General features: G+C 65.4%; 21 protein-coding genes and 1 pseudogene. 12 read left to right on the forward strand and 10 right to left on the reverse strand.

All coding sequences use genetic code 11. The features are described 5' to 3' along the window. Positions 1 to 8: 8 nt before the first annotated feature. The 3 genes from H8F27_RS03405 to H8F27_RS03415 all read left to right on the forward strand — a co-directional run bounded on the left by H8F27_RS03405 (position 9) and on the right by H8F27_RS03415 (position 1,797). Positions 9 to 605 (forward strand): FKBP-type peptidyl-prolyl cis-trans isomerase, encoded by a 597-nt coding sequence (locus H8F27_RS03405; RefSeq protein WP_197151243.1) that lies wholly within the window; start codon positions 9 to 11, stop codon positions 603 to 605. A 54-nt stretch (positions 606 to 659) separates the two neighbouring features. Then, complete coding sequence (locus H8F27_RS03410; protein WP_197151244.1) at positions 660 to 1,259, forward strand: superoxide dismutase; 600 nt, start codon at positions 660 to 662, stop codon at positions 1,257 to 1,259. 160 nt (positions 1,260 to 1,419) lie between these two features. Then, positions 1,420 to 1,797, forward strand: coding sequence for a hypothetical protein (locus H8F27_RS03415; RefSeq protein WP_197151245.1), 378 nt, complete (start codon positions 1,420 to 1,422; stop codon positions 1,795 to 1,797). Positions 1,798 to 1,900: 103 nt separating this feature from the next. On the opposite strand, the gene H8F27_RS03420 is transcribed toward H8F27_RS03415, so the two are convergent. After that, complete coding sequence (locus H8F27_RS03420) at positions 1,901 to 3,439, reverse strand: IS5 family transposase (RefSeq protein WP_197149060.1); 1,539 nt, start codon at positions 3,437 to 3,439, stop codon at positions 1,901 to 1,903. A gap of 147 nt (positions 3,440 to 3,586) precedes the next feature. Here H8F27_RS03420 and H8F27_RS03425 point away from each other — a divergent pair, with 147 nt between their 5' ends. From H8F27_RS03425 to H8F27_RS18175, 3 genes and pseudogenes are all read left to right on the forward strand, one after another. Then, positions 3,587 to 3,727 carry a hypothetical protein gene (locus H8F27_RS03425; protein WP_197151246.1) on the forward strand — a complete coding sequence of 47 codons (141 nt, stop codon included), beginning with the start codon at positions 3,587 to 3,589 and terminating at the stop codon, positions 3,725 to 3,727. A gap of 2 nt (positions 3,728 to 3,729) precedes the next feature. After that, positions 3,730 to 4,578 (forward strand): class I SAM-dependent DNA methyltransferase, encoded by an 849-nt coding sequence (locus H8F27_RS03430; protein ID WP_197151251.1) that lies wholly within the window; start codon positions 3,730 to 3,732, stop codon positions 4,576 to 4,578. 41 nt (positions 4,579 to 4,619) lie between these two features. Beyond that, a pseudogene (locus H8F27_RS18175) lies at positions 4,620 to 5,165 on the forward strand (helicase-related protein); the annotation flags it as partial. Between the two features lie 307 nt (positions 5,166 to 5,472). Here the strand turns inward: H8F27_RS18175 and queA are convergent. The 4 genes from queA to H8F27_RS03450 form a co-directional block, all read right to left on the reverse strand. After that, on the reverse strand, positions 5,473 to 6,639 hold the full coding sequence (queA, locus tag H8F27_RS03440; protein ID WP_197151253.1) for a tRNA preQ1(34) S-adenosylmethionine ribosyltransferase-isomerase QueA: 1,167 nt from the start codon (positions 6,637 to 6,639) through the stop codon (positions 5,473 to 5,475). A gap of 94 nt (positions 6,640 to 6,733) precedes the next feature. Beyond that, positions 6,734 to 8,248 (reverse strand): APC family permease, encoded by a 1,515-nt coding sequence (locus H8F27_RS03445; RefSeq protein WP_231596495.1) that lies wholly within the window; start codon positions 8,246 to 8,248, stop codon positions 6,734 to 6,736. Beyond that, the gene (locus H8F27_RS17430; protein WP_231596496.1) at positions 8,191 to 8,550 is read right to left on the reverse strand and encodes a hypothetical protein; all 360 of its coding nucleotides are present in this window, start codon (positions 8,548 to 8,550) and stop codon (positions 8,191 to 8,193) included. Before H8F27_RS17430 ends, H8F27_RS03445 begins: the two co-directional genes overlap by 58 nt. A gap of 5 nt (positions 8,551 to 8,555) precedes the next feature. Next, positions 8,556 to 9,887 (reverse strand): dihydrolipoamide acetyltransferase family protein, encoded by a 1,332-nt coding sequence (locus tag H8F27_RS03450; RefSeq protein ID WP_197151255.1) that lies wholly within the window; start codon positions 9,885 to 9,887, stop codon positions 8,556 to 8,558. A 232-nt stretch (positions 9,888 to 10,119) separates the two neighbouring features. Between H8F27_RS03450 and H8F27_RS17935 the strand changes: the two genes are divergently transcribed. Beyond that, positions 10,120 to 10,251: a hypothetical protein gene (locus H8F27_RS17935; protein WP_255517731.1), complete on the forward strand. Its 132-nt coding sequence runs from the start codon at positions 10,120 to 10,122 to the stop codon at positions 10,249 to 10,251. A gap of 36 nt (positions 10,252 to 10,287) precedes the next feature. On the opposite strand, the gene H8F27_RS03455 is transcribed toward H8F27_RS17935, so the two are convergent. The 4 genes from H8F27_RS03455 to lipB all read right to left on the reverse strand — a co-directional run bounded on the left by H8F27_RS03455 (position 10,288) and on the right by lipB (position 15,041). Then, entirely contained in the window at positions 10,288 to 10,728 is a 441-nt protein-coding gene (locus H8F27_RS03455) for a YlqD family protein (RefSeq protein ID WP_197151256.1), read from the reverse strand. Between the two features lie 68 nt (positions 10,729 to 10,796). Continuing rightward, positions 10,797 to 12,737: an AMP-binding protein gene (locus tag H8F27_RS03460; protein ID WP_231596497.1), complete on the reverse strand. Its 1,941-nt coding sequence runs from the start codon at positions 12,735 to 12,737 to the stop codon at positions 10,797 to 10,799. A gap of 76 nt (positions 12,738 to 12,813) precedes the next feature. Continuing rightward, positions 12,814 to 14,364, reverse strand: coding sequence for a glycine betaine ABC transporter substrate-binding protein (locus H8F27_RS03465; RefSeq protein WP_197151264.1), 1,551 nt, complete (start codon positions 14,362 to 14,364; stop codon positions 12,814 to 12,816). Next, on the reverse strand, positions 14,361 to 15,041 hold the full coding sequence (gene lipB, locus H8F27_RS03470; protein WP_197153341.1) for a lipoyl(octanoyl) transferase LipB: 681 nt from the start codon (positions 15,039 to 15,041) through the stop codon (positions 14,361 to 14,363). Before lipB ends, H8F27_RS03465 begins: the two co-directional genes overlap by 4 nt. A gap of 54 nt (positions 15,042 to 15,095) precedes the next feature. Between lipB and hpf the strand changes: the two genes are divergently transcribed. The 5 genes from hpf to H8F27_RS03495 are packed head-to-tail and all read left to right on the forward strand — an operon-like array spanning position 15,096 to position 19,749. After that, positions 15,096 to 15,686 (forward strand): ribosome hibernation-promoting factor, HPF/YfiA family, encoded by a 591-nt coding sequence (gene hpf / locus H8F27_RS03475; protein ID WP_197151267.1) that lies wholly within the window; start codon positions 15,096 to 15,098, stop codon positions 15,684 to 15,686. Then, positions 15,683 to 16,351, forward strand: coding sequence for a deoxyribose-phosphate aldolase (deoC, locus tag H8F27_RS03480; protein WP_197151269.1), 669 nt, complete (start codon positions 15,683 to 15,685; stop codon positions 16,349 to 16,351). Before hpf ends, deoC begins: the two co-directional genes overlap by 4 nt. Before the next feature lie 7 nt (positions 16,352 to 16,358). Beyond that, positions 16,359 to 17,159, forward strand: a complete 801-nt coding sequence (recO, locus tag H8F27_RS03485) for a DNA repair protein RecO (protein WP_197151271.1) — start codon at positions 16,359 to 16,361, stop codon at positions 17,157 to 17,159. A gap of 19 nt (positions 17,160 to 17,178) precedes the next feature. Next, positions 17,179 to 18,519: an MFS transporter gene (locus H8F27_RS03490; protein WP_197151272.1), complete on the forward strand. Its 1,341-nt coding sequence runs from the start codon at positions 17,179 to 17,181 to the stop codon at positions 18,517 to 18,519. A gap of 27 nt (positions 18,520 to 18,546) precedes the next feature. Further along, positions 18,547 to 19,749 carry a glycosyltransferase family 4 protein gene (locus tag H8F27_RS03495; RefSeq protein WP_197153342.1) on the forward strand — a complete coding sequence of 401 codons (1,203 nt, stop codon included), beginning with the start codon at positions 18,547 to 18,549 and terminating at the stop codon, positions 19,747 to 19,749. Here H8F27_RS03495 and pyrF read toward each other — a convergent pair. Further along, positions 19,735 to 20,466: an orotidine-5'-phosphate decarboxylase gene (gene pyrF / locus H8F27_RS03500; RefSeq protein ID WP_255517732.1), complete on the reverse strand. Its 732-nt coding sequence runs from the start codon at positions 20,464 to 20,466 to the stop codon at positions 19,735 to 19,737. The genes H8F27_RS03495 and pyrF overlap by 15 nt on opposite strands. Positions 20,467 to 20,492: the final 26 nt, after the last annotated feature.

Raw genomic sequence — 20,492 nt, forward strand, 5'->3', positions numbered from 1 at the left:
AGCTTCCCATGCGCGACATTCTGATCAGCTCCGCCGTGTGCGTGGCCTGTCTGCTGCTGGCCCTGGTGAGCCAGCTGGTCAACCCCACCACGGTGAACGCGGCCCCTGCCCCAGGATTTTTGGCGGCCCCCGAATCGCGCCCTGCGATCGGCAACAGCCGCCTGGAACTCGATCCTGACGACCCCAACCCCACCCTCTTTGCCATGGCCACCGACAACGACATCGCCCAGGCCGCCGGCCTGGGCGGCGAGCTCAACGCCCCCAAGGAGCGCACCAGCGCCAGTGGCCTGCGCATTACAGATCTGGTGGTGGGCGATGGAGCCGAGGCCACTACCGGACAAACGGTCGTGGTGAATTACCGGGGCACCCTGGCCAACGGCACCGAATTTGACAGCAGCTACGGCCGCGGCCCCTTTTCCTTCCCCCTTGGCGCTGGCCGGGTCATCCAGGGCTGGGATGAGGGCGTGGCCGGCATGAAAGTCGGCGGTACGCGCAAGCTGGTGATTCCTCCCGACCTGGCCTACGGCGAGCGGGGTGCCGGCGGCGTGATCCCGCCGAACGCCACCCTCACCTTCGAGGTGGAGCTGGTGCGGATCGGCGGCTGAGCCCCAGGAGTCGATCGTTAAGATGGGGATTCCGGCTTTGCCTTCTCCCCATCCATGGCCCATACGCTGCCAGCGCTGCCCTACGGCCTCGATGCGCTCGAGCCCAACATCTCCCGCTCCACCCTCGAGTTTCACCACGGCAAGCACCATGCCGCCTACGTGACCAACTTGAACAATCTGGTGGCCGGCACGGATCTCGAGGCCAAGAGCCTGGAAGACACGATCACCGCCGTGGCCGGTGACGCTGGCAAGGCCGGCGTATTCAACAACGCCGCCCAGGTGTGGAACCACAGCTTCTATTGGCAGTGCATGAAGCCCGGTGGCGGTGGCCAGCCCAGCGGCGCCTTGGCCGAGAAGATCAACGCAGACTTCGGCAGTTTCGAAGCCTTCGTTGAGCAGTTCAAGGCTGCCGGTGCCACCCAGTTCGGCAGCGGCTGGGCCTGGCTGGTGCTCGATGGCGGCACCCTGAAGGTCACCAAGACCGCCAATGCCGACCTGCCCCTGGCCCACGGCCAAAAGGCCCTGCTCACCATGGATGTGTGGGAGCACGCCTACTACCTCGACTACCAGAACCGCCGCCCTGATTACATGACCACCTTCCTCGAGAAGCTGGTGAACTGGGACTTCGTAGCAGCCAACCTGGCTGCGGCCTGAAACCGGTTTGGGGCTCCCCTCTGCCCCAGCAGAAGCAAAGCCCCCGAATAACCCCGGGGGCTTTTTGATGCAGCCAGTGAATGGCTATCAAAACGACAACAGCTGCCTTGGCGCAGCTGCGGATCAAGTGGCAGGGTGGGCTTCATCTCAAGCCCCTCCGTTGTCCTTCACCGCCGACAGCCCTCTGCGCGATGAATTCCTGGGAGCCCTGGCGGCCCTGGGGGGCTCCGCCGGCAACGGCCGCCTGCGCGAAGTGCTCGAGTGGGATGCGGCCACCTACGCCGCCGTCAAAGCCGAGCTGCTGAGCCGCCGGCTGATCGTGCCAGGCCGGGGTCGCGGCGGCTCGGTGGCCCTGGCGGATGGCTCGGAGGCCCCCCGCACCCGCGCCCCCAACGGGGCACCCGCACCGCCTCGGCCCCCAGTTCCTTTGAGCAGGCGTTCCGCGCCATCGACGACTGCCTGCGCAAGGAGGCCGGCTGCGGCACCGAGCTCGACTACACCGAGCAGAGCTCCTGGCTGCTGTTCCTCAAGTACCTAGGGCTTGCTGAATTTCATTCGCGGGTTTTTCGTCCGCGCCAAGGGCCGCGACTCAGCCTGCAGCGCCAAGCGCTGGTGACCTCAATTTTACTCCTAGAAGCTGACTAAGCAGCCCACAGAAGCGCTGGACGGCGCCAGGAGGCGAGCAAATAGAGCATCAGGATGTACACAGAGACAAGAATAGATAATAAGAGGCGCAGTAGCCTGAGAACCTTCTCGGCATTCATCACAAAGAACGCCATCGTGATCACCGTTCTTGATGTTTCAATCAGCTTGGTCATGATCCGATCCAGTCCATATTTCCGTTTGCTCGTTCCGATTCTTCCCTCGATCACGGAACGCTTTCTCAAGTCTGATTTAAAAAGCTCTTGTTGCTCTGCTGTCTGCACCTCGGCCTCTACCTGCTTCTTGCGTGGACGGCCACTGAGTCTGATGTTATTTTCTGCGCAGAACTTCTTGTTGCCTAATGTCATATAGATTGAATCGGCACAGATTCGTGCTGGATAGTACCCTCGCTCTTCCTTGTATTGCTTGGTACGTGCGATCAGGTCGTTGGCTTCATTGTAGTTGTCCCAGCTGATTCGATCCACATCGACAAAGCCATTATCATCTGATATTGAGATCTTCGCACCGAACTCTGTTCGCCTTCCCGCCTTGCCCCTCACGATCGGCCGCACGTGTGGTTTTGACAAATTGACAATCCGATCGTCGATGCGCCGGCTATCAGCGTCATACATCTCCTGCTGCTGCCGGTACAGTTCACTGGTGATCAGCAGCTTGCGGTAGAGCTGGGTTCCAAGCTCCAAAAGCATGGCACCGCAATGGATCATCTGATCAATTGCTCTGAGGTTTCTCCGGATCTCGTTGAGCTGAAAGCGCTTGACTTCACGGATCTCGGCGCATTTGGGCTTTTTCTTCTTGATGATCGCCAGAAACCGATTCCGAGCTTTATCCCGGTTGCAGCGGGGTTTACGATTGATCTTTCCCTGCAACTGCTTGAACAGTTCGTCGATGATCTTCTCAGTGGCCTCTCTCGCTTCGTTGAGCAACCTCAGATCTACTGGGTAGGGAATGTCATCAGGCACGCAGGTTGCATCAAGAATCAGAGTACCCCAGTTACTTTCAGGATCCAACGTTGCAGGCTTCACCCCTAGCGCTTCGTCGATGGCAGCAAGCTGTTGCTCCTCTTCTTGTTCGCTATCATCCTCCTCCGCCGAAACCAGCATCTCTTTAATCATCGCAATGCCATTGGCCTTGGTCATGTCATTGCAGATCTTGATCAGATCAGGGCCAATGCGCTTACGAAAATGCACCATCATCGATGGATCAAACGGGGGCATTGCCTGGTATGCACTCAAGCCAATGAAAAATTGTAGATACGGTGATTCCGTGATCAGCTGAACTGTTTCGCGGTCTGTCACTCCCAGGCGTTGCTGGATGTACAGCGCACCGAACGCCATCTGAAACGGCTTGGCCGGTGCTCCTGTCTTGGCACTGAATTGGGGTGCATACTGGCTTTCCAGCGGCATCCATGGAATCAGGTTACGAAGCAGAAGCCAGCGATTATTAGGATCTAGTTTGCCGCCGAAGGGCGTGTAAAACTCCTCGATCGATAGCTGACCTGCGTGCTGAAAAACGTACATTGGCGTGTCAGCAGATTGTTCTAAGCCAGGAATGGCTCCATTAGGCTCATTTTAACGTGAGACCATCCCTGGAATCAACTGCGGCGCAATGGATATCGGTTCCTCAGCAAGCCCTACCTAGACGGGCTCGAAGACGACCGGGCCGCCGTGGCTGCCCTGGAGGGCCGCACGTACAGCCCGATCCTGGAGGATCCCTACCGCTGGAGCCGCTGGGCGGCGCCGAAGAACGCCAGCGGCCAGCTAGATCACCACGCCGCCCTCACCGGCGACGACCTGCGCGACTTCTAAACGTGCGCCTGTTCCCTTACCTGGAGCGCTTCAAGCAGAGCGCCAGCGGGCCGAACACGATCGAGTACAAGATCGGCGAGATCTTCGGCGAACTGCGCAACAGGATCAGCAGCGGCTACAACCTGCGCGAAATCATCGATGGGCTCGATGGCCTGCGCCTGCGCTCCCAGGCGGAGAAGCATGAGCTCTCGATGCTCTATGAGGAAAAGATCAAGCGCATGGGCAACGCCGGCCGCAACGGCGGTGAGTACTACACGCCAAGGCCGCTCGTTCGCGCCATCGTGCAGGTGGTGAACCCCCAGATCGGCGAGTCGGTCTACGACCCGGCGGTGGGTTCCGCAGGCTTCCTGTGCGAAGCGTTCGAGTTCATGCGTAAGGGCGGATCCACCGGGGCGCAGCTCAGCACTGCCGATCTGGACACGCTGCAGTGCCGCACCTTCACCGGCAAGGAGAAGAAGAGCCTCGCCTATGTGATTGCGATCATGAACATGATCCTGCACGGCATCGAGGCGCCGAAGATCATCCACGCCAACACGCTCACCGAAAACCTCAGTGATGTGCAGGAGCGCGACCGCTTCGATGTGATCCTCGCCAACCCACCTTTTGGTGGCAGCGAACGCAAGGAGGTGCAGCAGAACTTCCCGATTCGCTCCGGTGAAACCGCCTTTCTGTTTCTCCAGCACTTCATCCGCATGCTGCGGGCCGGCGGCCGCGCCGGCGTGGTGATCAAGAACACGTTTCTCTCTAATACCGATAACGCCTCGGTGGCCCTGCGCCAGAAGTTGCTGACGGATTGCAACCTGCACACGGTGCTGACTGCCCCGGCGGCACCTTCCAGGGGGCGGGCGTGAAAACGGTGGTCTTGTTTTTCGAAAAAGGTGCCCCGACCCGGAGCCTCGATGAATACGTCTAGACCCCCGATGACACGGTGGTGGGAGGGGAGATCGAGGCCGGCAAGCTCTACAAGGAGGCCGACTTCAACAAGATCATCGAGATCCAGCAGCGGGAGCGCCAACGGGTGGAGATCTTCATGGCCCAGATCGATCAGCGCCAGAAGGCGATCGTGTTCTGCGCCACCCAGGACCACGCCTTGGCCATCCGCGACCTGATCAACCAGCTCAAAAGCAGCACGGAGCCCAACTATTGCCAGCGGGTCACCGCCAACGACGGCGAGCTGGGCAACACCTGGCTCCGGGCCTTCCAGGACAACGAGAAGACGATCCCCACCATCCTTACCACGTCGCAAAAACTTTCCACCGGCGTGGATGCCCGCAACGTGCGCGCCATCGTGATGCTACGACCGGTGAATTCGATGATCGAGTTCAAGCAGATCATCGGCCGTGGCACCCGCCTGTACGACGGCAAGGATTACTTCACCATCTACGACTTCGTGAAGGCCCACCACCACTTCAGCGATCCGGAGTGGGATGGGGAGCCCCTTGAGCCTGAGCCGGTTGAGCTCAAGACTGTGGTGCCTGTTGGCGCACCCGAGCCTGCCAAGGAGACAGCCGATGATCCAGAGGGGCCCAAGGCGCGCCCCACCAAGGCCCGCATCAAGCTGGGCGATCGCAAGGAGCGCTCAATCCAGCACATGCTGGTCACGAGCTTCTGGCATCCCGATGGGCGGCCGATGAGCTCCCAGCAGTTCATCGAGTTGCTCTACGGCCAGCTGCCCGAATTCGTGAAGGATGAGGCTGAGCTACGGCTTCCAGCGGTTCCTTTATGAACCGGCCCGCTGACGCCGTTCAGCTGAAGGGCCGTGCCTCCGCAAGCACCGCCTGGGGCGCGATCCACATGGCGTCGCCGTAGGAGAAGAAGCGGTACTGCCTCGAAATCGCCTCGGCATAGAGGGCCAGCAGGCGCTGGCGGCCGAGCAGGGCACTCACCAGCAGCAACAGGGAACTTTTCGGCAGGTGGAAGTTGGTGAGCAGGCCCTCCACCACCGCAAAGCGATAGCCCGGTTGGATCACTAGATTCACCGGGCCGGTATGGGGCCGCAGCTCGCCCCCGTGCAGCTGGGCCACCGCCTCCAGGCTGCGCACCGAAGTGGTGCCGATGGCGATCACCCGGCCGCCCCGGGCCCTGCAGGCCGCCACCGCCGCCACCAGCTCGGGCGACACCTCCACCCACTCGCTGTGCAGCTGCAGCTGGTTCAGGTCTTCGGTTTCCACCGGCCGGAAGGTGCCCAGACCCACATGCAGGGTGGTGGTGGCCAGCTCCACGCCGCGCCCCCGGATTGCCGCGAGGAGCTCATCACTCAAGTGCAGACCAGCCGTTGGCGCCGCGACGGCTCCCGGTCGGGCGGCAAAGCGGGTCTGGTAGCGGTCATGGTCGGAAGCTTCGTGCCCGTGGATGTAGGGCGGCAGCGGGATCGCGCCGTACTGCAGCAGCAACGGCTCCAACGCCGCGGCATCGCTACACGCCGCAGGGAACTGCACGATGCGGCCACCGGTTTCAGGATCGCTACCCAGCACCGTGACCAAAAGCGGCGGCTGCCCTGGGGCGATCAGCTCCAGGCTGTCGCCGGACCTGAGCCGTTTGGCGGGTTTGGCCAAGCACAGCCAACGCCCTGGGGCTGCACCGGGGACATCGACCGCCTGCCGATCTGCCCCAGACGGCTGCCAGGGCTCCAGCACCAGCAGCTCTGCGGCTCCGCCGCTGGCGCGGCGGACCTCAAGCCGGGCATGCAGCACCCGGGTGTCGTTGACCACGAGCAGATCACCCGCCCTGAGCTCGTGCTGCAGATCCCACACCCTGAGGTGGCGGGCATGGGGCGCAGGCCCTGTACCGCTGGAATCGACGATCATCAGCCTGGCGTCGTGACGGGGCTCCACCGGCCGCTGGGCGATGAGTTCACTCGGCAGGCCATAGCCGTAGCTCGATAGCAGCCGATCGACTGGATCAACGCTCACAGGATCAGACCTGAAGGTAGTAGCGATAGCGGCTGAAGAGGCGGGAGCCTCGATCGCGCAGGGCAGCCGACACCAGATCAACGCTCTGGTTGAGTTATAGGCCATCCAGCCATCCGGTGCTGATGACCTCGGGCATCAGCACCGTGAGTCGCTGATCGGGCTGACTGCCGTCAATGGCACCGCGCTCAATTGCATGCACCAACTCCACCAGCGGATCAATAAAGGAGGCGTAGGGACTCTCTTTGAGGGTTAGGGCTACTCCCAGAGACTGGCCGATCTGCCGATCCCAAAGCTCCCTGATCCGTTGGGGGTTGTGATGGGAGGTATAAACAAACAGCACACTCACTTGACGCGACATGCTGCACGCCTGGCGCACCGCAGCAATCGCCGCACGGTCAAATGCTTCAAGGCAAACCACAATTGGCCCCTGACCAGGATCTGTAGGGGGGATTGAAACCTCTGAATGCAGCGGCAGAACCGATTCGATCACTTCGGCGGATTCATCCAAATCAAGGGCATGCTGAAGGCGCCCATAGCGTTTTTTGATCAGGGCCAAAATCCACACCAAAGAGGGGATCAGCAGCACCACCAACCAGGCACCACTGCTGAACTTACTGAACACCACTACAGCCAACACCAGGCACGTGAATAGGGCCCCAAAACCGTTCATCAGCGCTCGCCAACGCCAGGCCGAGCCGCGCTGACGCAGCCAGTAGATGACCATGCCGCTCTGGGAGATTGTGAAAGCCAGAAACACCCCTAAGGCATAGAGATTGATCGCCATCGTGGTGTCCCCTTTGCAGAACAGGATGATCAGGCCAGCGAGGCCAATCAGCACGAGGATGCCGTTCTGAAAGACGAGCCGATCTCCCCGGAATGCCATCAGCCTTGGCAGATGGCTGTCGCTGGCCAGCATGGCCCCTAACCGCGGGAAATCGGCAAAGGCGGTGTTAGCCGCCAACATCAAGATCAGCAGCGTGAACAGCTGGAGAGCGGGGTAAAGCGGGTTGGAGGCGCCAAAGATCCGCTCGCCCAAAATCGCCATCGTGGTCTGATTGGAGGAAGGATCCACGCCATAAATCCAGGCCAGCAGACTGATGCCCAGGAACATCAGCGAAAGGATCAATCCCATCACCGCCATGGTGGCTCTTGCATTAGCCGCAGCGGGATCTCGGAACACCTGCACACCATTGGCAATCGCTTCGATGCCGGTCATGGCTGAGCAGCCTGAAGAAAACGCTCGCAGCACCAGAAACAGGGAGAGGGGAGCGATCGCCTGCACCGGTGGCGTGGGCTCTGGCACAAAACCATGGCGCAACACCAGATCCACGAGACCAAAGCCCACCAGCAGCGCCACCATGGCTATGAAGGCATAGACAGGCAAGGAGAACAGGCGGCCCGATTCGCTCATGCCGCGCAGGTTTATCCAGCCCACGAACACCAGCAGCACAAGGGCGATGGGCACCTGCCAGGGAAGCAAGGCGGGCAGATAGGAGGTGAGGGCCTGGGTGCCCGCCATCAGGCTCACGGCAGCTGTGAGTGAGTAGTCGATCAACAGCGCTGCTGCCCCCACCAGACTCGTGGTGATGCCGAGGTTGGCGCGGGCCACGATGTAACAACCGCCGCCTTCTGGGTAGGCATGCACTTCTGTTGGTAGGAAAGCACCACGATCGCCACAAGGGCGATCACGGCCAAGGTGATCGGCAGTGACCAGCTCAAGGCCGCGGTGCCGGCCAGGATCAACACCGCCAGGGTCTGATCAGTGGCGTAGGCGACCGATGACAACGCATCGGATGAGAGCACGGCCATCGCCTGCGGATTTGGCAGGCATTCCTGATGGGCCGCACTGGTGGGCAGGGGACTGCCCACCAGTGCGAGGCTGATGCTCTTGCGTACCTGCCTGAATCCCATCAAATTCAGAGGGCAAGGCTTTCTGGATTGGTTTCGATCAACTGGGCCAGATCCTTGAGGAAGGCGGCGGCGTGGGCGCCGTAGATGACGCGGTGGTCGCAGGTGAGGTTCACCTGCATCTGGCTGGCCACCCGGATCGAGCCGTCCTTACCCGCCACCACCGTGGGCCGCGAGGCAGCCACCGCCAGAATGGCGCCGGTGCCGGGGGGCAGGATCGCGTCGAAGCGGTCGACGCCAAACATGCCCAGGTTGGAGAGGGTGAAGGTGCCAGTGCTGTATTCCTGCGGCTGCAGCTGCTTGCTGCGGGCCCGGGCCACCAGATCGGCCCAGCTGCGAGCCAGCGAATAGATGTCGGTTGTATCAGCGTTGGCGAGCACCGGTGTGATCAGGCCGCCGTCCTCCATGGCCACTGCCACTGCCACATTCACACCAGCGGGATAGGCCATGGCGCTGGCATCGGCCGTGGTAGCAGCATTCACCTGGGGATGGCGGGCCAACACCACGCCCACGGCCTTTGCCAGCAGGGCAGTCATGGTGACGCCCTTGGGCTTGAGCTGCTTGTAGAGGGAATCGAGCTTGGTGGTGGTGATGGTGTAACCCACCCGGAAGCATGGCACCGCCAGGCTGGCCACCATGTTGCGGTTGACTGCGTTCTGGAGGGTGTTGAAGCCGACGCTCTCGCCAGGGCGCCCGAAGGCCTCACCGGCGGGCGCAGGCGCCGGTGAGCTGGCGCCATTTCCGACCGCAGCAGCCACGACAGCCGGGCCGGATCCCTCGGCCACACGGGGCACCGTGATCGGTTGACCGGAGGCTGCCAGCACGTCGTCGGCCTGGATGCGGCCATGGGGACCACTGCCGCGCAGGCCGGCCAGGTCCACGCCGAGCTGGCTGGCGAGCTTCTTGGCCCGGGGCGATGCCACCACCCGGCCACTGGCCGTGGCGACCGGCGCCGCCAGTACTGGGGGAATTACGGGAGCAACTACTGGAGCCGTTATTGGAGCAACTGGTTGGGGAGTTACCGGAGCAACTGCTGGGGCCGCCACTGGGACAGGCGCGGATGCAGGCGCAACAGCAGCAGCGGCGGCAATCTCGGCCTCCGTCTCCACGATCAGGCCAATGGTCTCGCCCACCGGAGCCGTGCCGCCGGCAGGCATCAAAACGGCGGCCAAGTAACCCTCGTTAAAAGACTCCACGTCCATATCGGCCTTGTCACTCTCGACAACAAGCACGGACTCGCCCCGCTCCACCTTGTCGCCGGGCTGCTTGAGCCACTCCACGATCTTGCCCTCCGTCATGGTGGAGGAGAGGGCCGGCATGAAGATTTCGTGGGTTGCCATAAACCAGTGCCCGCTTGCCTTTTAAAGAGGTGTTCCAACCCTTGTGCCAACTTTTCTCCAACAGGGGAGATGGGTCAGAGCCGGGGTGTGGGGGGACTCTAAAACGCCGTGAAAACCCCACAAAGGCAAGCTCCACAAGCGGTCTGCCGCCCAAGCACCGGTGGGACCCCCCGCACACCCCGGGCACAATTACCGATCTGCCGATAGGCTCCCACCAGCTCCTAGCCACACGATGAAACGCCTGCTTCTGCTTGCCCTGAGCGCCATGGCCGTCTTTATGGGTCTGGGCGCGAGTGCCTGCGAGAAGCACATCAACGGCCACCAGAACAGCTCCGACACCAATCTGGAGGGCAGTAAGAAATAGGGTGACGGCGCCCAGGCAGGTCAAGGGTGATCGGGCTCAGCTGGCCTCGATCGCCTCGATCAAACCGTCGCGCACCAGCACGGCAGCCTGCAGTTTCTCCACCAGGTTGTCGCCCACCCGCACCTCGCAGAAACTCTCAATCTGCCCCTGCTCGACGATCTGCTCCATCTCGAGTTCGCGCACCTGACGCTGCTGCTCGAGCATCTGGCGTTTCTGCTCCTCCAGTTCAGCCCGCTTGCTGGCCACCTGCTCCTGCACCGACCCCACCTGCTCCTGCACCCGGGGGTCGAGGGGATTGGCGCTCTGGCGGCGAATCTCATCGATCAGCTGCTGGCCCTCCTGCTCCAGCTGGGAAAGCTGGCCATCGACGTTGGCGATGGCATTGCTGAGCTCGCGCTCGGCGTCCTCCTTCCAGCGGGGAGTCACCACTGCCCGCACGGTGATGCTGCGCTTGATCGTGAGGGTGGCGTCGGCCATGGAAAGTGCTAATCAACGCCCAGGCTGTCAGCCAGGCGCACCTGGGTCAACGGCCGGTTGGCCGCACCTCAGCGGGGGCCGTAGATAGCCTCGATCCAGCGGGCATCCCGCTCGGCGATGCGATCGCGGCGCTGCTTGAGGGTCTGGGTGAGCAGGCCGTTCTCCAGCGTGAAGGGCTCCACTAGGGCGACGCCGGCCAGGCGCTCCTCAGGCCGGGAGCCTGGGCGCGAGGCCAGCAGCCGGTTGCACTCGCGCGCAAGGGCCCGCAACAGGGCGATATCGCCCGGATCGCCAGCCGCGGCGGCGAAGGCCGCCAGGGCCTCGGCCCTGGGCACCAGCAGGCCGCCGAGCTGCTTGCGGTCTTGCCCCACCACCATCACCTGCTCGATCAGGGGGCTGGCCACCAGGGCCTCCTCCAGGGGGCCGGGCTCAATGTTCTCGCCACTGCTGAGCACGATCGTGTCCTTAGCCCGGCCCGTGAGCACCAGGGAGCCATCGGCCAGTAGCCGGCCCAGGTCGCCGGTGTCAAACCAGCCGTCCTTGGCAAACACCGCCGCGGTGGCCTCGGGCTTGTGCCAGTAGCCAGCCATCACCTGGGGCCCCCGGGCCAGGACCCGGCCCCGCTGACCCAGAAGCAGAGGCATGCCGGTTTCGCTTTCCACGATCCGCAGTTCAGTGTCCGGCAGGGGCTGGCCGGCACTGCCACGGCGATTGCACCAGCTGCGGCGGCAGGTGAGCACCGGGCTGGTTTCGGTGAGGCCATAGCCCACCAGCAGCTCAATACCGATCGCCTCGAAGAAACCATCCACGTGCAGGGCCAGGGCGCCCCCACCGCTGATCGCCGTACGCAGCCGGCCGCCCACCAGTTGCTGGCGCAGCTTGGGCCACAGCAGCGCTGCCGCCAGCCGGTGCAGGGGCCAGCGCAGCAGGGCCGCCGCCGCCGCGCCCAGCCGCGCCGGCCAGCTCTCCGGCGTGAGGGTGAGATCCAGTGCCTGGCGGCGCCTCTGGCCGAAGGCGCGACTGTTGGCGAGGGCAGCTCGCAGCAACCGCTGCCGCGACTCCGGCATGGCCGCCAGGGCATCTTCGAAGCCGGAGAGCAGGGCCTCCCACAGTCGCGGCACGCTTATCAGATAGTGGGGGCGCACCCGCTGCAGGTCGGCGCGCAGTTGCTTGAGGGTGGTGTAGGTCTGCCGGCAGCCGCAGGAAAGCAGAAAGTATTCGGCGCTGCGCTCGTAGGAGTGCCAGATCGGCAGCACGCTCACTGCCCTCTCCCCGGGCCGGGGGGCCACGGCCACCCCCAGGTGGCGCAGCTGGTGCAGCAGGTTTGCCTGGCTCAGGGGCACGCCCTTGGGCTGCCCCGTGGTGCCGGAGGTGTAGAGGATGGTGGCGAGGCGGGCCCCATCCCGTGGCGGGGGCGGAGCCGGCCGGCCGCAGGCCAATGCCGTCGCCCCCCGCTCGAGTAGCTCGCCCCAGCCCAGGCAAGGCACCGCCGGCACCCCGTCGCCCCGCTCCCCCTCCAGCACCAACACGAAACGCAACCGGGCCCACACCTCAGCGGCGAGGGCGAGCTTGGCGAGCAGGGCCGCCGATTCCACCACCAGGCCGCTGGCACCGGAGTCTTCCAGGATGTAGCGCAGCTCTTCCACAGGGGCGGCGCTGCCCCGCACTGCGTCGGCTGCACCGGCCCGCATCAACCCCTGGTCAACCTGGAGCCAGCGGGGGCTGTTTTCGGCGAAAAGGGCCACCACATCCCCGCCGACCACCCCCAGGCCAGCGAAGGCTGCTGCAGCCTGCTCGATGCACTGGTGCAGCTGGCGGTAGCTGAACTGATCAGGCGTGGCGGCGTGGGGGGCCTCCAGGGCCAGGGCATCGCCGTGGCGCTCGGCCAGCACGGGCCAGAGCTGCTCCAGCCCGGTGATGCCACTCCAGTCGTCGCGCCGGGCCAGGGCGCGGCGATCGCGGCGGCTGCCACTCCAGTGGATCTCGGCAGGGGGGATGGGGCGGGCCACGGCGGTGGAATCGGTAGGGCTTGCCGCAGTGTTAACACCCCTGGGGCGCACGCAATCCTGCCTGGAAGGGGCCTGTTCAGTGATCCTGCCGCCAGCGGCGCACAACCAGTTCGGGGCTCTGGTGCTCCAGATCCACCGCTGCATTGAGCTGTTGCATGGTGGCGGCCGAGATGCGGCCAGCCAGGTTCTCCAGCACCGGCACCAGCTCCGGATGACGCTCCAGGCTTGCGGCGTTGAACACGGGCACCGCGTCATAGGCGGGGAAGTAGTGGCGGTCGTCCAGCAGCACCTGCAGCTTCAGGGCGGGAATCAGGCCGCTGGTGCTATCTCCTGCAATCAAATCCACCCGGCCGTCGGCCAGGGCCCGGTAGGTGAGGCCCAGATCCATGGCCGTCGGAGGCGAGGCGAAACGCAGGCCATAGCGGCTCGCCAGCCCCGGGTAGCCATCGCCCCGGTTGAGAAACTCGTAGCCGAAGGCGGCCCGCCAACGGCGGGCCGGCAGCACCGCCTGGCTGATGGTCCGGAGCCCGAGTTGCTGCCCCTGGGCCCGGCGGATCAAAATCGCAAAGGTGTTCTCAAAGCCAAGCGAGGGGAACATCCGCAGCCCGTAGCGCTCGGCGTAAAGCCGGCGAGCACGGTTCCAGAGGCTGGTGCGGTCGCTGGCGCCGGGGCCCGAGGGCTGCTTGAGGATCGCCGACCAGGCCGTGCCGGTGTATTCGACGTAGCCATCGACCCGGCCCTGGCGCACGGCCTCATGGCAGAGGAAGGTGCTGCCAAGGCTGAATTCGCGCCGCACCTGCAGCGAAGTGTGTTCTTCGATCTCCTGGGCCAGCAGTTCACCGAGCAACTGCTGTTCGGTAAAACCCTTGGCCCCAATCACCACCGAGCCAGCAGGGCCTGGACTGGCCAGCTGATGCCAGCCGAGGACGATGGCAAGCAGGGCCGCGCCGAGCAGGGCCGTCGCCAGGGCCCACCGCCGCCGGAGCCATGGCATGGGGCGTGGCTGCCGCGATCCCCGGGTGAGGTGTGTCTCGAGGGCACCCAGGCAAGCATCGGCAGCCAGGGCAATGGCCGCCGCCGGCAGAGCCCCGGCCAGCAGCAGGGTGTTGTTCACCGTGGCAATACCTCGGAAAATGAATACCCCCAACCCACCGGCACCAATCGCCGCGCCGATCGTGGCCACCCCCACGGCGATCACGGCAGCCACCCGCAGGCCCGCCATCAGGCTGGGCAGGGCAAGGGGCAGCTCCACATGGCGCAGCACCTGGCCGCCACTGAGCCCCAGGGCCTGCCCGGCCTGCTTCAGCCCGGGCGGAACCTGTTGGAGCCCGGTGAGCATTCCGCGCATCAGGGGCAACAAGGCGTAGAGGGTGAGGGCCACCACCGCCGGGGTGGAACCAATGCCACCGAGCAGGGGCACGGTGAGCAGCAAGCCGAAGATCGCCAGGCTGGGGATGGTCTGCACGGCATTGGCCAGCCCCAACACCAGGCGGCGCCAGCGGGGGTGTGCCTGAATCGCCAGCCCCAGGGGCAGGGCGATCAGCAGGGCCAGCGCCACACTGGAAGCCACCAGAACAAGGTGTTCGCCGCTGCGAAAAATAATTTCCCTGGCCAGCTCAGCAGTCACGGCTTGAACACCTCCTCCTGGGGGCCAGGGGGCCGCAGCACCAGGCCAAAACGGCTGGCAAAAGCCTCCAGCAATGGTCGGCGCAGCTGCTGGGAATTGAGCCCCGGCAGCCAATCCGCCAGGCGCCCCACGCCGCGATCGCCCAGGCCGCAGGGCACCACCGCAGCAAAGCCGGCCAGGTTGCCATCCACATTCAGGGCCAGGCCGTGCTGGCTGATCCAGCGCCGGGCCCCAACCCCGATCGCCGCCACCTTGCGGCCCTCCAGCCAGACCCCGGTGAGCCCATCGATCCGCTCGCCGTGGAGATCCAGGCCTGCCAGCACATCGATCACCACCTGCTCGAGTTGGCGCAGGTACAGGTGCAGGTCAGCGCCATGGCGCTGCAAATTGAGTACCGGATAGAGCACCAGCTGGCCCGGAGCGTGGTGGGTCACCTCGCCACCGCGGTCAATTCGATGCAGGGGCAGGGGTGGTGCGGCGGGATCGAAGCGCAGGAAGGCCTCAGAAGCGCCGCGGCCCAAGGTGTAACAGGGCTCATGCTCGAGCAGGAGCACGGCGTCGGGGCCCTCGGGCCGGTCCAGCAGCCGCTGCTGCAGTTGGCGCTGGGCCGCCCAGGCCCGCTCGAACGGCACCGGACCCGTCGCTTCAAAAAGGATTGCATCGAGGTTGGGAGTTATCACAAGCCGTTCTTAGCGTTGGTGCACCAGAGCACCGGAGGCTGTTGCCAGCTGATGAAACTGCTGATCCATGGCCGCAATCTTGACGTCACTCCCGCCATTCGGGAGTACACCGAAACCAAGCTGACCCGCGCCATTCACCACTTTGAGGGCCTCGTCAAGGAGGCCGACGTCCACCTGTCGGTGGCCCGCAACCCCCGGGTGCCGCAGCAAACGGTCGAAGTCACGATGTTTGCCAACGGCACCGTGATCCGCGCCCAGGAGCGCAGCGACAACCTTTACGCCAGCATCGACCTGGTGGCCAGCAAGCTCAGCCGCCAGCTGCACCGCTACAAGGACCGCATCCAGGAACAGAGCCAGGGGCCCGTGCACCGCTCGGCCCGCGACGAGGAGGCAGGCGCCGCCGCCAATCTGCCGCCCCCCGGCAGCACCCTGGTGGATGGCAAGGAGCCGGAACTGCCCAGCCCGGGCGTACGGCGCAAGTACTTCACCATGCCGCCGATGAGCCTCGATGACGCCCTGCACCAGCTGGAGCTGATCGACCACGATTTCTACGTATTCCGCGACTCAGCCAGCGGCCAGATCCAGGTGGCCTATCACCGCAACCACGGGGGGTTCGGCGTGATCCAGGCCAAGGAGGCATGAGGGCAGAACGACCCGACCTGGCCCCCCTGATCGACCATGCCCTGCTGGACCCCCACCAGGGCACAGCCGCAATCCTGCAGTGCTGCTCGGAAGCGCGCCACTTCGGCTTTGCCGGGGTGTGCGTGTCCTCCCGCTGGGTGGCCACCGCCAGGGACCAGCTGCCCCGGGAAGGGAAGGGCCATACCCCCCAACTGATTGCCGTCGTGGGCTTCCCCTTTGGGGCCGTGCCGGCAGGGGTGAAGCAGGCTGAGGCTGAGGCCGCGGCGGCAGCGGGTGCCGACGAACTCGACGTGGTGCCCGATTTCGGTTCTTTGGCGGATCGCAGCAGCACACCGATCCACGACGAACTCGCCGGGATCTGCGAGCTGGGCCTGCCGGTGAAGGTGATCCTGGAGGTCGGGCGGCTCGATCCCGAGGCCCTGGCCCTGCTGGTGGAGATCAGCATCGATGCCGGCGCCCGCTTCCTCAAGACCGGCAGTGGTTTCGGGCCGCCGGTGACCTTGGAGCAGGTAGGGCAGCTGCGGGATTTGGCCAGGGGGCGCGCGGCCATCAAGGCCTCCGGAGGCATCGCCAGCCTCGAGCAGGCCCTGGCCCTGGTGGAGGCCGGTGCCACCCGGTTGGGCACCAGCCGCGGCGTGGCCCTGGCCCAGGCGCTGCGGGGCTGATCCAGCCGTGCCGGAACAGAGCCTCGAAGGTTTGGCCCTGAGCTGTAAGCCCCTCGGCGAAAACGACCGCCTCCTCACCCTGCTGAGCGAAGACCAGGGCGTGATCCGGCTTGCGGTGCCCGGGGCGCGCAAACCCCGCAGCAGCCTGGCCGCCGCCGTCCCCCTTAGCCACCTGAAGTTGCTGGTGGGCGGGGGCAGCGGCCTGCGGCGGGTGCGACAGCTGAAGGTGTTGCGTAGCTACAGCGGTTTGGCCCAGCAGCTGGAGGCCCTCGCCGCCGCCCAGGCCCTCAGCGAGCTCTGCCTGGCCCTGGTACCCGGCGAGGCCCCGGCACCGGGAGTGCTGGCGGATCTGCTGATGCAGCTGGGCCGTCTAGATGCCCTGGTGCGGGAACGGGGCTGCGACCTTGAGGCCCTGGCAATTGCTGTGCAGGGCAGCGTCCACCTGCTTGCCCTCGGCGGCTACGCCCTGCCCCTAGGCCGCTGCGCCCGCAGTGGCGAGCCGCTCGAGCCCCCCGTGGGCAACTGGGACTGGCGCTGCAGTCTGATCCCCAGCGAGGGTCTGGTGATCGGCGCTGTCGCCGGCGCCCGGGTGGTGCTCAACGCCTCGGAGTTGGCCCTGCTGCAGCGGCTGCTGCGGCCCAACCTGCCCCGCCGGCGCGATGGCGAACTGATGGGGCCCCTGGCGGTGTGGCTACACCTGCTCGAGTTGGTGGAGCACTGGTGCCAGGAGCATCTGGGCCGCCGGCCCCGGGCCCTGAACATGCTGCGCTCCAGCCTCAGCACGAGCCCTGCGCCATCATGGGATTGAGTGGAGCGTGCGGGCAAAATTGAGCGGCAGTTCTCGCACCACGGGCTTGCAGGGCGTACTGGCCCTGCCCGATTTTCGGCGTCTTTGGGTGGGCCAGATCTTTTCCCAGCTGGCCGACAAGTTCTACATCGTGTTGATGGTGTTTCTGATCGCCCAGACCTGGGTGAGGGGAACGCCGGAAGCCAATCCCGCCCTGGCTGAAGCCGCCTCGGCGATTCGCCTCGACCTGCCTGAGACCCGGGCCCAAATGATCACCCTGCTGGCCACGGGGATCTACGTGGCCAACACAATTCCAGCGATGCTGCTGGGCACGGTGGCGGGCGTCTGGGCCGACCGCTGGCCCAAGCGCTCGGTGATGGTGGCCTCGAACGGCCTGCGGGCCGCGCTGGTGTTACAGGCGCCCTTCTGTCTGGTGCAGGAGCCCCTGTGGCTGGGCCTGAGCTGGGGCTACTGGGGGCTGGTGCTGATGACCTTCCTGGAGTCGGTGCTCACCCAGTTCTTCGCACCGGCCGAACAGGCCGCCATCCCCCAACTGGTGCCCTCAGACCAGCTGCTGGCAGCCAATTCTCTGTACCAGGCCACCAGCATGGCGGCCACGATCGTGGGCTTCGCCCTGGGCGACCCAATCCTGCGCCTGCTCCATCTGGGCCTGCGCCGCATCGGCATCGACGGCGGCGAATTTCTGTTGCTACCCCTCTGTTACGGCCTGGCGGCTGTGGCGATCAGCCGGATCCGCTGGCAGGAGCAACCCCGGGCCGCCAGTCGCAGCTCGGTGTGGCAGGAAATCGGCGAAGGCCTCCAGGTGCTGCGAGAACGGCCGCGGGTACGGGGCGCCATGGTGCAGCTGGTGCTGCTCTACAGCCTCCTAGCTGCCCTATATGTGCTGGCGATCAGCCTGGCCTCGGCCATCCCGGGCCTGGGCCCCACCCAGTTCGGCACCCTGCTGGCGATGAGCGGCCTGGGCCTGGCCATCGGCGCCTTGGCGGTGGCCCAGCTGGGTCAGGGCCTCAACCGCCGCCGCCTGGCCGCCACGGGACTGGGCACCATCGGCTGGAGCCTGGTGTTGCTGGGCCAATTGCGCGGCAACCTTGTCTTGACCCTTTTGCTTTGCGGGATGCTGGGGGTCGGCTCGGCCCTGCTGGCGATCCCGGCCCAGACAACCATCCAGGAACAGACGCCGGAGGACCTGCGCGGCAAGGTCTTTGGCCTGCAGAACAACCTGATCAACATCGCCCTGAGCCTGCCACTGGTGCTGGCAGGCGCGGTGGTGAGCCGCTACGGCCTGCTGCCGGTGCTGTGGGCCCTGGCTGCCATCGCCCTTGTGGCAGCCCTGCTGGAGCGTCCGTGGCAGCGCTGTTAGCGTGAAATGCAGAATGCACGCGCCCCGGTGGTCCACATTGCCTGGCTGGGCAAAAAAACCCCGTTCTGCGGCAACGTCACCTACGGACTGAATACCACCCATGCGCTGCGCAGGCGCGGCCACGGGATCAGCTTCATCCACTTCGATACCCCGCCTGGAAGCCTGGCCCGCTCCCCTGATGGCCTGCCAGAGGTTGAAAATCAAGGCGACAGCAATGGCGGCGGCCCCGAGGTGGCCCTGCCCTATCTGGTGAAATCCCAGGTGTACACAATCCCCTCCCTGGGGGCCCAGCGGGAGCTGCGCGAATCCCTGGAGCGGCTCAAACCCGACCTGGTACACGCCAGCCTCACCCTCTCCCCGCTCGATTTCCGCCTGCCCGACCTCTGCCAGCAGCTCGGACTGCCCGTGGTAGCAACCTTCCACCCGGCCTTCGATGCCAGCCTGCGCAACCTGTCTGCTGGCACCCAGCAGCTCACCTACCAGCTATATGGGCCCACCCTGGCCAAATTCGACCGGGTGATTGTCTTTTCGGAGCTACAGGCCGAGATGCTTCAGCGCCTGGGGGTGCGGCCCGAGCGACTGGCCGTGATCCCCAACGGCGTCGACACCACCATGTGGCGGCCAGCATCGCTTGACCCCAGCGCCAGCCCCGAACTACAAGACCTGCGCCGGCGCTTTGCCGGCCGGCGCGTCTTCCTTTACATGGGCCGGGTGGCCACTGAAAAAAACGTGGAGGCCCTGATCAAGTCCTGGCGGCTGGTGCGCCCGGCGGGCTGCGTGCTGGTGATCGTGGGCGATGGCCCCCTGCGCAGCTCCCTGCAGGCCACCGGCGCCGAACCAGACCTGGTGTGGTGGGGCTACGAGCCCAGTCTCGAGCGCCGGGTGGCCTTCCAGCAGCTGGCGGAAGTATTCCTGCTGCCCTCGCTGGTGGAGGGGCTGAGCCTGGCACTGCTCGAAGCGATGGCAAGCGGCACTGCCTGCGTCGCCACCGATGCCGGCGCCGATGGCGAGGTGCTGGAGGGGGGGGCGGGCATCGTGATCAGCACCCAGGGAGTCACCACCCAACTGCGCACCTTGATCCCGGTGCTGCGCGACCAGCCGGTGCTCACCGCTGAGCTGGGCCGTCGAGCCAGGGCGCGGGCCCTGGAGCGCTACACCCTGGAGGGAAACATCGACGCCCTTGAAGCGCTTTACGACCAGCTGGTGCCCCAGGGTTCACTGGTGGCCTGAGGCCAGCTCCAGCTCCCGGCAACAGGCCGAAAAAGCCGCGGCAGGATCGGGCGCCGCCGTGATCGGCCGACCGATCACCAGCTGGCTGGCACCGGCGGCGACGGCCTGGGCGGGCGTCAGCACCCGCTGCTGATCCCCATGGGCCGCTCCAGCCGGGCGAATGCCGGGGGTCACCAGGGCAAAGGGCTCGGGGTGGGCAGAGCGCAGGGCCGCCACCTCCAGGGGTGAGCAGACGCAGCCGCCGATGCCGGCCGCTACGGCCAGCCGGGCCAGCCGGGGCACGTAGGCGGCAAGCGGCTCCCCAATCGCCAGCTCAGCAGCAAAATGGGCCTGCTCCCAGCTGGTGAGCACCGTTACCGCCAGCAGGGTGGGCGCCGGCAGGCCCACCGCCGCGGCCGACTCCAGCGCCGCCGCCTGGGCCTCACCCAGGGCCTCGGTGCCGGCGCAGGCGTGCACCGTGATCAGCTCGGCGCCGAGCCGGGCCGCACTGCGGCAGGCGCCGGCCATAGTGGCCGGGATGTCATGGAACTTGAGATCCAGGAACACCCGCTTGCCCTGATCGCGCAGCTGCTGCACCACGACCGGCCCGCCGGCTACGAACAGTTCCAGACCCACTTTCACCCAACACAGCTGCGGCACCGCCGCGGCAAAGGCCAGGGCCTGCTCCGGCGCCATGCCATCGAGGGCCACGATGATTCGGTCGGTGGGCTCGGGCAAGGGCCGCCAGCAGCGTGGCTGCAGGT

This window comes from Synechococcus sp. CBW1108, assembly GCF_015840335.1.
In the GTDB taxonomy this organism is placed as follows: Bacteria; Cyanobacteriota; Cyanobacteriia; order PCC-6307; family Cyanobiaceae; genus Cyanobium_A.